General features: G+C 73.2%; 11 protein-coding genes. 6 read left to right on the top strand and 5 right to left on the bottom strand.

Features of this window, described 5'->3' with window-relative positions; translation table 11 throughout:
- On the top strand, positions 1 to 565 hold a 565-nt coding region (locus IE170_RS09705), incomplete at its 5' end, for an LON peptidase substrate-binding domain-containing protein (RefSeq protein ID WP_229884665.1).
- 49 nt (positions 566 to 614) lie between these two features.
- Entirely contained in the window at positions 615 to 1,109 is a 495-nt protein-coding gene (ybaK, locus tag IE170_RS09700; protein ID WP_189808899.1) for a Cys-tRNA(Pro) deacylase, read from the top strand.
- Between the two features lie 29 nt (positions 1,110 to 1,138).
- Here ybaK and IE170_RS09695 read toward each other — a convergent pair whose 3' ends face one another.
- The 4 genes from IE170_RS09695 to IE170_RS09680 are packed head-to-tail and all read right to left on the bottom strand — an operon-like array spanning position 1,139 to position 5,051.
- A complete protein-coding gene (locus tag IE170_RS09695; protein ID WP_189808898.1) occupies positions 1,139 to 1,864 on the bottom strand; it encodes a hypothetical protein in 726 nt (241 codons plus the stop codon).
- 43 nt (positions 1,865 to 1,907) lie between these two features.
- A complete protein-coding gene (locus IE170_RS09690; RefSeq protein ID WP_189808897.1) occupies positions 1,908 to 2,687 on the bottom strand; it encodes an ABC transporter permease in 780 nt (259 codons plus the stop codon).
- Entirely contained in the window at positions 2,684 to 3,724 is a 1,041-nt protein-coding gene (locus tag IE170_RS09685; RefSeq protein ID WP_373298964.1) for an ABC transporter ATP-binding protein, read from the bottom strand. Before IE170_RS09685 ends, IE170_RS09690 begins: the two co-directional genes overlap by 4 nt.
- A 28-nt stretch (positions 3,725 to 3,752) precedes the next feature.
- Complete coding sequence (locus IE170_RS09680; protein ID WP_189808896.1) at positions 3,753 to 5,051, bottom strand: NYN domain-containing protein; 1,299 nt, start codon at positions 5,049 to 5,051, stop codon at positions 3,753 to 3,755.
- Positions 5,052 to 5,256: 205 nt separating this feature from the next.
- Here IE170_RS09680 and IE170_RS09675 point away from each other — a divergent pair, with 205 nt between their 5' ends.
- Complete coding sequence (locus IE170_RS09675) at positions 5,257 to 5,424, top strand: hypothetical protein (protein WP_189808895.1); 168 nt, start codon at positions 5,257 to 5,259, stop codon at positions 5,422 to 5,424.
- Positions 5,425 to 5,504: 80 nt separating this feature from the next.
- On the opposite strand, the gene dnaE is transcribed toward IE170_RS09675, so the two are convergent.
- Complete coding sequence (dnaE, locus tag IE170_RS09670; protein WP_189808894.1) at positions 5,505 to 9,044, bottom strand: DNA polymerase III subunit alpha; 3,540 nt, start codon at positions 9,042 to 9,044, stop codon at positions 5,505 to 5,507.
- Between the two features lie 178 nt (positions 9,045 to 9,222).
- Between dnaE and IE170_RS09665 the strand changes: the two genes are divergently transcribed.
- The 3 genes from IE170_RS09665 to IE170_RS09655 all read left to right on the top strand — a co-directional run bounded on the left by IE170_RS09665 (position 9,223) and on the right by IE170_RS09655 (position 12,167).
- A complete protein-coding gene (locus tag IE170_RS09665) occupies positions 9,223 to 10,566 on the top strand; it encodes a DUF2252 domain-containing protein (RefSeq protein ID WP_189808893.1) in 1,344 nt (447 codons plus the stop codon).
- Between the two features lie 61 nt (positions 10,567 to 10,627).
- The gene (locus IE170_RS09660) at positions 10,628 to 11,317 is read left to right on the top strand and encodes a hypothetical protein (protein ID WP_189808892.1); all 690 of its coding nucleotides are present in this window, start codon (positions 10,628 to 10,630) and stop codon (positions 11,315 to 11,317) included.
- A 55-nt stretch (positions 11,318 to 11,372) separates the two neighbouring features.
- Positions 11,373 to 12,167: a thioredoxin domain-containing protein gene (locus IE170_RS09655; protein WP_189808891.1), complete on the top strand. Its 795-nt coding sequence runs from the start codon at positions 11,373 to 11,375 to the stop codon at positions 12,165 to 12,167.
- Positions 12,168 to 12,186 lie beyond the last annotated feature (19 nt).

Raw genomic sequence — 12,186 nt, 5'->3', positions numbered from 1 at the left:
CGCGCCGACCGCCCCGGGCCTGCCGGACCCGACGTCCCTGCCCGAGCGGGGTCCGGCCGCGGGCTTCGGGCCGGACCCGCTCCAGGCGTTCCACCGGGTGGGCTGCATCGCGGACGCGGCGACGATCCGGGAGCGGGAGGACGGCAGCTTCGAGGTCCTCACGACCGGCACGACCCGGGTCCGCCTGCTGTCGGTGGACTCGTCCGGGCCGTTCCTGGTGGCGGAGCTGGAGGAGCTCGCGGAGGACCGGGGCGACGGCGCGGGCGCGCTGGCGGACGGGGTGCTGCGGGCGTTCCGGACCTACCAGAAGCGGCTGGCCGGGGCCCGCGAGCGGTCCCTGGCGACCGCGGCGGAGCTGCCCGACGAGCCGTCGGTGGTGTCGTACCTGGTGGCCGCGGCCGCCGTGCTGGACGTGCCGACGAAGCAGCGGCTGCTCCAGGCCCCGGACACGGCGACGCGCCTGGCGGAAGAGCTGCGGCTGCTGCGCGCGGAGTCGGCGGTCATCCGGCACCTGCCGTCGCTGCCGGCGGTCGAGCTGACCCGGGCGCCGACCAGCCAGAACTGACCGCGCCGCCGCCGTGCGGCGCACCGTGACGACCGGGGGAGTCCTTCCGATGGCGAAGAAGAAGGCCGCGGCCGCGGCGACACCGGCGATCGCCGCCCTGACGGCGGCGGGGGCCGCGTTCACCGTGCACGCCTACGAGCACGATCCGGCGCACCCGTCCTACGGGCAGGAGGCCGCCGAGGCGATGGGCGTGAGCCCGGACCGGGTGTTCAAGACGCTCGTGGCGGACGTGGACGGCGCCCTGACCGTGGCGGTGGTCCCGGTGTCGGGGAGCCTGGACCTCAAGGCGCTGGCCGCGGCGGTCGGCGGCAAGCGGGCGGCGATGGCGGACCCGGCACTGGCGGAGCGGACGACCGGCTACGTGCTCGGCGGCATCTCGCCGCTGGGGCAGCGCAGGCGCCTGCGGACGGTGGTGGACGCCTCGGCGGACGCGCACCCCACGGTCTGCGTGTCGGCGGGGCGGCGCGGCCTGGAGGTCGAGCTGGCGCCCGGCACCCTGGCCGGGCTCACGGGGGCCGTCCTGGCGCCGATCGCCCGCGCCTGAGCGCGTACGCGCGGCCCGGCCCGCCCCGGTCAGGCGCGCGGGGGCCCTGCGGCGGCGGGCCCGGCCGGCGGCTGCGGCCCGCCGCTGTCCCGGGGGGTGCGGGGGGCCTGCCCGCCCTGCGGTTCGGCGTGGACGTACGGCGGCGGGTACACGGCCTGCCCGGCCGGTTCGTCGTCCTCCTCGTGCCGGGCCGGGTCCTGCGGCCCCCAGACGGCGACGAGCCCCAGGTAGGCCGCGAGCGCGGCCATCGGCCAGGCCAGCAGCGCCCCGTGGGCGAGGAGCTGGAGCGGCGCGTCGAAGGGGACGCCCTTGCCCGCCTCGGCGGCGGAGGCGGCGATGTCGGCCGGGGGGCCCAGCCGGAGCCCCGCCCGCCAGCCGAGCAGGGAGGCGAAGCAGGAGCCGATGCCGAGGCCGATGGCCTGGGCGACTCCGCCGCGGCGCCGCCACAGGAAGACCAGGACCGCGCTCAGCACGCCGAGTCCGACGCCGAGCAGCAGGAACGTGCCGTCGGCACCCACGCGGGCTTCGCTCTCGGTGTTCCGCAGGAAGACGGCCTCGCCGTTGGAGACGTACTGCGTCCGCGGCGCGAGCCACGCCCACAGCACGCCGAGGAGGGCGCCGGCCGCACCGGTGGCCAGCGTGATGGCGGCCGCGTCCCGGATGTCCGCGAGGGCGGTGCCCGCGGCGGATCCGCCCGGCGCGCCGGGCGGCGACGGCGGTTCGGCGGGGGGCGGTGTGGTCACGGCTTCGGTCACCCCCACATCGTGCCAGGTGCGGCGGCCGGAGGCGGAACCGGCTTCAGCGGACGGCGGCCCGCCGGTACGCCCACGTCGCGGCGGACAGCGACAGGACGCCCACGGCCGCGCACACGCCGAGGTCCAGGCAGACGGCGGCCCAGTCGGGGTGCGGGGAGAACGTCCGGGCGAACGCCTCCACCCCGTACGTGGACGGCAGCAGGTCCCGCGCCCACACGATCACGCCGGGCATCCGCTCCGGCGGCAGCACGCCGAGCAGCAGCGCCGCGGACATGCCGAGCTGCCCGGCCAGCGTGGCGAGCTCCTGCCGCGGGGCGAGCAGGCCGAGGGCCGCACCCAGTCCGGCGAGCGCCGCCCCGGCCAGCGGGACGACCGCGGCGAGGATCCACAGCCCGCCCATGGGCAGCCCGAACAGCAGGCAGCCGATGACGGCGGTCACGAGGGTGCCGGGGAGGGTGAAGGAGGCGTACGCGGCGGCCGCGCCCAGCACCACCGAGGCGGGCGGGACGGGCAGTGTGGCGTAGTGGTCGAGCCCGCCGCCGGCCCGCAGCTGGCCGAAGTACTGGGCCAGCAGGTTGAGCGCGACGAACGCGACGACCAGGACGGACGAGCCGGCCACGACGGCCCGCGCCTCCGACCCCCCGTCGACGACGCCCCGCATCAGGACCATGATGCCGACGGACTGGAAGGTGGCGACGAACAGCAGCGGAATCCGCGCGACGCGGGCCCGCGACAGCTGCGCCCGGTACACGGCGGCCAGCGACGGCAGGAGCCGGGCCCGCGGGGCGGGCGTGCCGAGGGGCACGGAGGCGGCGGCGCTCACGACTTCACCAAACCCTTCGCGGTACGCCCGCCCAGAGCGAGGTAGACGTCCTCCAGGCTCGGGGTCGCCAGCGTGAAGTCGTCGAGGGCGGCGAACGCCGGCCCGCCGGTGACCGCCCCGACCGCGGCGCGCGCCTCGTCGGGGCTGAGGCGCAGCACCCAGCGGCGGCCGGACTCGGCCGCGGCGCCGGCCAGGGCGGCGACGGCGGGGACGTCGAGGGGCGGCGCGGTGCGCCACACGAGTTCGAGGCGGACCTCGTCGGAGACGCGGGCCTTCAGCGCGGCGGGCGTGTCGCAGGCGATGACCCGGCCCTGGTCGATGACGGCGACCCGGTCGAGGACGGTCTCGGCCTCGATGACGTTGTGGGTGACCAGCACGACGGTGGCGCCGTGCTCGGCGCGCCGCCGGTCCACGGCGGCCCAGACGGCGCGCCGGGCGACGGGGTCCATGCCGGTGGTGGGCTCGTCGAGGACGAGCACCGGGCGCTCGCCGACGAGGGCGGCGGCGAAGCAGGCGAGCCGCCGCTGGCCGCCGGAGAGCTTCTTCAGTGGGTGCCCGGCGATCGGGGTCAGTCCGAGCTCCTCCAGGACGGCGTCGCGGGCGGCGCGCGCGGCGCGCACGTCGAGGCCGCGCAGCCGGGCGGTGGTCTCGGCGGCCAGGGAGACGGTGAGCTCGTCGAGGGCGGTGGACTCCTGGCCGAGGTAGGCGAGGAGGCGGGAGGCGAGCTCGGGGCGGCGGACGATGTCGTGGCCGAGCAGGGTCACGGAGCCGGAGTCCGGCCGCAGCAGCCCGGTGAGCTGGCGGACCAGGGTGGACTTGCCGGCGCCGTTGGGGCCGAGCAGTCCGAAGACCTCGCCGCGCCGCACGTCGAGGCTGATGCCGTCGGTGGCGCGGGTCTCGGGCAGGGCGGGTGCGCCGCGCCGGCCGCGGACGGCGGGATACGTCTTGACCAGGTCACGCACCGCGCAGACCACGCCGTCGGCCGCTGCCGTGCCGCTGCCGCCCTGCGGTCTCGCTGGTGCTGTGCCCGTACTCACGAGGGAGCAGCCTACGCGGCTCCGGGCCCTACTCGGGCGCCGGGGTCGCCGGGGGGCCGGGAACGGCGGCCGGTGGGGCGGCGACGCGGTCGGCCGCGGCGCGTACGTCGATCTCCCTCCAGAAGCCCGCGCGGATGGCGTAGCGGTCGTGTTCGTCGATCTGGTCGTCCTTGTGGGCGAGCAGGCCGAATCGGGCGGCGTAGCGCAGGAGCTCGCCGTCGATGCGGTGCGGGATCCGCGGGTACATGGTGGCGAGCTTGTGGAGGTGGACGGCCTCGGGGAGGCGTTCCATCCAGCGCCGGGCGAAGACCTGGCCGACCTCGAAGGGGTCGCCGCCGACGGTGGTGATGTCCTCCTCCCGGTCGGCCCAGCGCTGTTCGGCGCTGGTGAGCTGGGCGAGGGTGGGCAGGGAGGCGGTCTCGGCGGGCTCGCCGAGCGGTCCGGCCCGGTCGATCCAGCCCCGGTCGGAGGACCAGCGCAGGGCGCTGGCCGGGGAGGGCGCGGCGGCGGGCCCGGAGGGCTGCTGGGGGCCGGGGGCGCGCAGGGCGCCGGCGAGGTCCTTCGGGGTGGGTACGGGCTTCCCGCCGGCGGCGGGGGCGGGTACGGGGGCGGCGGCGCCCCGGGTCTCGGCGGGTGCCTCGGCGGAGCCGGCGGGCCCGGTGCCGGAGCTGCGGGCCGCCTCGGCGAGGGCGGCCTCGGGGAGCGGGGCGGAGAGGATGGCGGCGATCTCGGGCCGGGGGGCGGGCGGCGGGGAGCACAGCCCGGCGAGGTCCTTGGCGCGGACGGCCCGGGTGATCCACGCCCGGTCGAGGACGCGCCGCTCGTCGGCCTCGGCGACGAGGTCCTCGGACTGGTTGTAGTCGCCGTCGGCGGCCTGGACGGCCCACAGGTGGACGGCGACTCCGTGCTCCTTGGCGGACATCAGCCCGGGCAGCAGGTCGCCGTCGCCGGTGACGAGGACGATGTCGGAGCAGGCCCGGTTGCGGGCCAGTTCGGTGAGCTCCGCGTGCATGGCGGCGTCGACGCCCTTCTGGGCCCAGCGGCCGTCGCTGCGGGTCAGGGCGCCCAGGCGGACGGTGACGCGGGGCATGACGCGCAGCCGCCGGTGCTCGGGCTGCGGCACCCGGTCGGGTGCGCCGTCGAACCAGTAGATGCGCAGCAGGGGCTGCCGGGTGTCGGCTTCGGCGCGTTCGCGCAGGGCCTGGATGAGGGCGGCGTGGTCGACGGTGATGCGGGAGCGGGAGGGCTCGCCCGCGAGAAGGCTGGCGGCGGCGCCCAGCAGATAGCCGGCGTCCACCAGGACGACGCAGCGGTCCACGCGTTCCACCTCTTCCGTGGGGGTCCTCGGGTTTTCTCGGGTTTCCCCGAGTCTGCCCGACGGCACGGGGCTTGACGGCCGGAACTCGATCATCGGCGTGGCGGATCCGGTGCTTCTGTCCGGTTGTGCGGAGAAAGATCCAAAATGCGCGGCCTGTGGTGCTGTGTGAGTGTGAATGCGGTCCTGGCCCCTAGACCCTCACGGAGGTTCCACCATGGCCAAGAACAAGAACCAGAAGACCCCCGCCAAGCAGCCGTCGCGATCGTCCGGCCCGGAGACCTCGCGCAGCACGGCGGATTCGCCGGCCGAGGCGCACTCCTCGGCGCCGAGTCCGATGGACATGGCGCGCAAGGGCAAGCAGAGGCGCTTCGGCCACAACTGACGCCGCGCTGCGAGCGTACGCGCGAAGGGCGCGCCCGGACCTCCGGGCGCGCCCTTCGCGGCGTTGCGGGCCCCGCGGGGCTATCCGGCGAGGCAGGACGGCCCGAGGAGGACCTTCAGGTCGCCGAAGAGGGCCGGGTCGGGCTGGACCCGGTGCCGGTCCAGGCGCAGCACGGTGGTGCTGCGGGGTCCCTGGAGCTTGATCCGCACCTCGGTGTTGCCCTTGTGGTGCCGGAGGATCTCGCCCAGCCGGGTGACCATCGGAGGGGTGACCTTGACGGTGGGGATGGTCAGGACGACGGGGGCGTTGGTCCCGGCGGAGGACAGGTCGGGGACCATCAGCTCCATCGCGACGAGCCGGGGCACGTCCTCGCGCTTGTCGAGGCGGCCCTTGACGAAGACGACGGCGTCCTCGACGAGCTGGGTGGAGACCAGCTGGTAGGTGGCGGGGAAGAACATGCACTCGATGGAGCCGGCCAGGTCCTCGACGGTGGCGATGGCCCAGGCGTTGCCCTGCTTGGTCATCTTGCGCTGGAGGCCGGAGATGATGCCGCCGATGGTGACGACGGCCCCGTCGGAGTGCTCGCCGCCTGTGAGCTGCGAGATGCCGGCGTCCGTCTTGTCGGACAGAACGTGCTCCAGGCCGAAGAGCGGGTGGTCGGAGACGTACAGGCCGAGCATCTCGCGCTCCTGGGCGAGCAGGTAGGACTTCTCCCACTCGACGTCGGAGAACTCGACGTCGAGGCCGAAGCCGGGCTGGCCGCTGTCCTCGTCGCCCATGCCGCCGAAGAGGTCGAACTGGCCCTCGGCCTCCTTGCGCTTGACCGCCACCACGTTGTCGATCATGGGTTCGTGCTGCGCGACGAGGCCCTTGCGGGTGTGGCCCATCTCGTCGAAGGCGCCCGCCTTGATCAGCGACTCGACGGTGCGCTTGTTGCAGACGACGGCCTCGACCTTGTCGAGGAAGTCGGGGAAGGAGGAGAACTTCCCCTTCGACTTGCGGGTCTTGATGATCGAGTCGACGACGTTCTGGCCGACGTTGCGGACGGCGGTGAGGCCGAAGAGGATCACGTCGTCGCCCTGGGCGGCGAAGTTCGACTCGGACTCGTTCACGTTCGGCGGGAGCACCTTGATGCCCATGCGGCGGCACTCGTTCAGGTAGACGGCCGACTTGTCCTTGTCGTCCTTGACCGAGGTGAGCAGGCCCGCCATGTACTCGGCCGGGTGGTTGGCCTTGAGGTAGGCGGTCCAGTAGGAGACGAGGCCGTACGCGGCCGAGTGGGCCTTGTTGAAGGCGTAGCCGGCGAAGGGGACCAGGACGTCCCAGAGGGCCTGGATGGCCTCGTCGCTGTAGCCGTTCTTCCGGGCGCCGGACTGGAAGATCGTGAAGTTCTTGGCGAGCTCCTCGGGCTTCTTCTTGCCCATGACGCGGCGGAGGATGTCGGCTTCGCCGAGCGAGTAGCCGGCGATGATCTGCGCGGCCTTCTGGACCTGCTCCTGGTAGACGATCAGGCCGTAGGTGACCGCGAGGACCTCTTCGAGCGGCTTCTCCAGCTCGGGGTGGATCGGGGTGATCTCCTGCTGGCCGTTCTTGCGCAGGGCGTAGTTGGTGTGCGAGTTCATGCCCATCGGGCCCGGCCGGTAGAGCGCGGACACGGCGGAGATGTCTTCGAAGTTGTCGGGCTTCATCAGGCGCAGCAGCGAGCGCATGGGGCCGCCGTCGAACTGGAAGACGCCGAGGGTGTCGCCGCGCTGGAGGAGCTCGAAGGTCTTGGGGTCGTCGAGCGGGAGGGCCAGGAGGTCGATGTCGATCCCCTTGTTGGCCTTCACCATCTTGACGGCGTCGTCCATGATCGTGAGGTTGCGCAGGCCGAGGAAGTCCATCTTCAGCAGGCCGAGCGCCTCGCAGCTCGGGTAGTCCCACTGGGTGATGGTGACGCCGTCCGTGTGCCGCACCCAGACGGGCACGTGGTCGGTGATCCTCTCGCTGGACATGATCACGCCTGCGGCGTGCACGCCCATCTGGCGGACCAGGCCCTCGACGCCGCGGGCGGTGTCGATGACCTTCTTCACGTCCGGCTCGTTCTCGTACATCGCGCGGACTTCGCCGGCCTCGGAGTACCGGGGGTGGCTCGGGTCGGTGATGCCGGAGAGCGGGATGCCCTTGCCGAGGACGTCGGCGGGCATGGCCTTGGTGATCCGGTCGCCCATGGCGTAGGGGTAGCCGAGGACGCGCGCGGAGTCCTTGATCGCGTTCTTGGCCTTGATCGTGCCGTAGGTGCCGATCATGGCGACCTTGTCCTGGCCGTACTTCTCGGTGACGTACCTGATCACCTCGACGCGCCGGCGCTCGTCGAAGTCGATGTCGACGTCGGGCATGGAGATGCGCTCGGGGTTGAGGAAGCGCTCGAAGATCAGGCCGTGCGGGATCGGGTCGAGGTCGGTGATGCCGAGCGCGTACGCGACGATCGAGCCGGCGGCGGAGCCTCGGCCGGGGCCGACCGCGATGCCCTGGTTCTTCGCCCACATGATGAAGTCGGCGACCACGAGGAAGTAGCCGGGGAAGCCCATCGAGATGATCGTGTCCATCTCGTACTCGACCTGCTTCATGCGGTCCTCGGGGATGCCGCCGGGGAAGCGGCGGTGCATCCCGCGCATGGTCTCCTCGCGGAACCAGGTGACCTCGGTGTAGCCCTCCGGGATGTCGAACTTGGGCATCAGGTTCCGGAACTGGAACATGCCCTCGGTGTCGACCTGCTCGGCTACCAGCAGCGTGTTGGCGCAGCCCTCCTGCCAGGCGTCCGAGGAGTCGATGGCGTACATCTCGTCGGTGGACTTCAGGTAGTAGCCCGTGCCGTCGAACTTGAAGCGGTCGGGGTCGGAGAGGTTCTTGCCGGTCTGGATGCAGAGCAGGGCGTCGTGGGCGCCGGCCTCGTGGGCGTACGTGTAGTGGGAGTCGTTCGTGACCAGCGGCGGGATGCCGAGCTTCCGGCCGATCTCCAGGAGGCCGTCGCGGACGCGGCGCTCGATCTCGATGCCGTGGTCCATCAGCTCCAGGAAGTAGCGGCCCTCGCCGAAGATGTCCTTGTAGTCGGACGCGGCCTTGAGCGCCTCGTCGAACTGGCCGAGCCGGAGCCGGGTCTGCACCTCGCCCGAGGGGCAGCCGGTGGAGGCGATCAGGCCCTCGGACCACTGGGCGATGGTCTCCTTGTCCATGCGGGGCCACTTGGTCAGCCAGCCCTCGGCGTAGGCGTCGGAGGAGAGGCGGAAGAGGTTGTGCAGGCCGGTGTTGTTGGCGGCCCAGATCGTCTTGTGCGTGTAGCCGCCGGAGCCGGAGACGTCGTCCCGCTTCTGGTGGGGCTGGCCCCAGGTGATGCGGCGCTTGTTGCGGCGGGACTCGGGGGCGACGTACGCCTCGATGCCGATGATCGGGGTGATCCCGGCCTTCTGCGCGGAGTGGAAGAAGTCGTAGGCGCCGTGCAGGTTGCCGTGGTCGGACATGGCGATGTGCGTCATGCCCATTTCATTGCAGGCGTTGAACATGTCCTTGAGCCGCGCGGCACCGTCCAGCAGCGAGTACTGGGTGTGGACGTGCAGGTGCGTGAACGGCGTCTTGGCCACGGCGCTGTACTCCTGGGGGCTCGGGCTCGGGACAGGGGGCAGCTTCGAATCCTACGTCGCGCGGGGGACACATCCGGGGCGGCGGGCGGTACCGTCTGGCGTTGCAGAACCAGGGGCTCCGCTCCCGCGTCCACCCGGTCGGAACCCGTACCAGCCCGTGCACCAGGAGGAACCCGCCATGGCGGTCCCCGAGACGACGAACGAACAGCGCGCCGAGCAGATACTCGACGTCTTCGGCACCGCCTTCGGCGAGCTCCTCGCCGCGGACCCGGCGGCCTTCCAGGTCAAGTTCCGCAAGATGGCCGCCTCGGCCTTCGCCTTCTACCGCGGCACGGCCTGCCTCTTCTACGCCGACCTGGAGCACGAGTGGGCCGGGCGGGCCGGCGGGGGCCGTCGCCCCTACCTGGACGACCGGACCGGCCGCGTCTGGATCCACGGCGACCTCCACGCCGAGAACTTCGGGACGTACATGGACGCGGGCGGCCGCCTGGTCTTCAACGTCAACGACTTCGACGAGGCCTACATCGGGCCGTTCACCTGGGACCTGAAGCGGTTCGCGGCCTCCCTCGCCCTGATCGGCTACACCAAGGCCCTCGGCGACACCCAGATCAGCGACCTGGTCCGGGTGTACGCGGCCGCCTACCGGGAGCGGATCGGCGTCCTGGCCGCCGGCCCCGCCGACGACGAGGTCCCCGCCTTCACCCTGGACACCTCGCGGGGCCCGCTGCTGGCGGCCCTCCGCGCGGCCCGCTCCCGGACCCGCTTCGGCCTGCTGGAGTCGATGACGGAGATCCGCGACCACGAGCGGCGCTTCACCCCCGGCGGCGGCACCGTCGAGCTGGACGCGGCGACCCGGTACAAGGTGCTGGCCGCGTTCGACGCCTACCTGGAGACCCTGCCCGACGAATCGCTGGCGCGCCCGGACTCCTACCGCGTCAAGGACGTCGTGGGCCGGCGGGGCGTGGGCATCGGCTCGGCGGGCCTGCCCTCCTACAACATCCTGCTGGAGGGGCACAGCGACGCCCTGGAGAACGACGTCGTGATCTACCTCAAGCAGGCGCAGACCCCGGCCGTCTCGCGGCACGTCACCGACCGGGCGGTCCGGGACTCCTTCCGGCACGAGGGGCACCGCACGGTGATCTCCCAGCGGGCCCTCCAGGCTCACGCGGACCCGTGGCTGGGCTGGACCGAGCTGGACGGGGCCGGGCAGCTGGTGGCCGAGGTCTCGCCGTACGCGGTGGACCTGGACTGGTCCGACCTGGACGACCCGGAGGAGATCACGGCCGTCGTCGCCGACCTGGGCCGTGCGACGGCGACCATGCACGCCGCGGCGGACGAGGCCGGCAGCGGCCACACCCTGGTGCCGTTCTCCACCGAGCGGGCCATCGACAGCGCGATCGCCGCCGACGAGGAGGGCTTCCCGGAGCTGCTCGTGGACTTCGCGCACGCCTACGGGGCCCGGGCCCGCGCCGACCACCAGATCTTCGTCGACCTGTTCCGCAACGGCCGGATCCGGCCGTAGGGCCTCCCCGGCGCGAAGCCCGGGGCACGGTTTCACAGGGAGTCGTGGCAGACTCGCCGCGATGGAGATGTCAGGGGCAGGACCGAGGGCGCTGCGCGTCGCGCTGTTCAGCGCGCTCGTCGTGCTGCTGTCGGCCGGCTCGCACGTCCTGATGTCGCAGGTGGCGCTGCCGCCGGTCCTCGCGGCCGGGGCCTTCGCGGCCGTCTTCGTGATCGCCTGGCCGCTGGCGGGACGCGAGCGGGGCCTCGGCCCGATCGCCGCCCTGCTCGTCCCGCTGGAGCTGGCCGCCGACACCGTGTTCACGGCCGGCCAGCACGTCTGCTACGGCCCCGCCGGCGGTCCCGTGTCCGGCCCGCTGCGCGCGCTCGGCCTGCACGAGCTGTGCGGCGGCGAGCCGCTCGGCGGACCGCTCGCCGAGGTCACCGAAGCCGCCGGCGACCCCGCCGCGCTGCTGGCCGCGCCCGGCCCGTGGACCCCGTGGCTGCTGCTCGGCGCGCACGTCTCGGTCGGCCTGCTGGCCGCGGTCTGGCTGCGGCACGGCGAGCGGGCCCTGGCTCAGCTGCTGCGGGCGGCGGCCGCCTCGGCGTTCCGCCCGCTGCTGCTGGCCGCGGCCTGCGCGGCGGTGCGGGCCGGCCGCCCCCGGCGCGGGCCGCGCCCGGACCGGGCGGGCCGCGGCGCCCGCACCCGCTTCCCCGTCCACTCCGTGGGGCTCAGGGGCCCTCCCGTACGCGGCGCGCTCGCACGCGCCTGACCCCCGTACGGCACGTCCCCTTTCCCAGTACGCACCACACCCCACGGAGAACACCATGAGCGCACGCAACAGCCAGGCGAACAAGGCGGCGGCCCGCGAGCGGCTGCGCGCCGAGCGCGAGAAGCAGGCGAAGAAGGCGAAGGTCCGCCGCCAGGCGACGGTCGCGGGAGCGGTCGTCGCCGCCCTCGCGCTGGCCGGCGGGATCGGCTGGATGGTCGTCCAGGCCAACCAGCCCGACGAGTGGGAGAAGGCGGCGACGGCGCCGCTGACCGCCCCGAAGAACACCTCGGGCGAGAACGGCACGACCGTGGTCCTCGGCAAGGCCGACGCGAAGAAGACGCTGGAGCTGTACGAGGACGCCCGCTGCCCGGTCTGCTCGCAGTTCGAGCAGGGCGTCGGCCCGCAGATAAAGAAGGACCTGGACGCCGGCAAGTACAAGCTGCAGTTCGTCGGCGCGACCTTCCTGGACAAGGGCCTGGGCGGCAGCGGCTCGAAGAACGCGCTGAGCGCGCTCGGCGCCGCCCTGAACGTCGGCCCGGAGGCGTTCCTGGAGTACAAGACCGCCCTGTACGCCAAGGAGAACCACCCGGAGGAGCGGGACGACAAGTTCAGCGACGACGCCTACCTGCTGAAGGTCGCCGACCAGGTCCCGGCGCTCAAGGGGAACGCCGAGTTCAAGAAGGCCGTCGAGGAGGGCACCTACAACCGCTGGGCGGTCGAGCTGTCCAAGGAGTTCGACAAGGCCGGCGTGAAGGGCACCCCCGCGCTGAAGATGGACGGCAAGGAGATCGGCCTGAAGATGACGGCGGAGGAGTTCACTGCCGCCGTGGACAAGGCCGTCGCCGGCTGATCCCCGGGCGTGCCCGCCG

Source organism: Streptomyces toxytricini, assembly GCF_014649915.1.
Taxonomy (GTDB): domain Bacteria; phylum Actinomycetota; class Actinomycetes; order Streptomycetales; family Streptomycetaceae; genus Streptomyces; species Streptomyces toxytricini.
This window is presented reverse-complemented; position numbering and strand designations above follow the sequence as displayed.

What these genes read in the sequence shown, in the direction of transcription:
- IE170_RS09675 (WP_189808895.1), top strand. Translation starts at nt 5,257, where the DNA reads ATGGCCAAGAACAAGAACCAGAAGACCCCCGCCAAGCAGCCGTCGCGA.
- IE170_RS09660 (WP_189808892.1), top strand. Translation starts at nt 10,628, where the DNA reads ATGGAGATGTCAGGGGCAGGACCGAGGGCGCTGCGCGTCGCGCTGTTC.
- IE170_RS09665 (WP_189808893.1), top strand. Translation starts at nt 9,223, where the DNA reads ATGGCGGTCCCCGAGACGACGAACGAACAGCGCGCCGAGCAGATACTC.
- IE170_RS09655 (WP_189808891.1), top strand. Translation starts at nt 11,373, where the DNA reads ATGAGCGCACGCAACAGCCAGGCGAACAAGGCGGCGGCCCGCGAGCGG.
- ybaK (WP_189808899.1), top strand. Translation starts at nt 615, where the DNA reads ATGGCGAAGAAGAAGGCCGCGGCCGCGGCGACACCGGCGATCGCCGCC.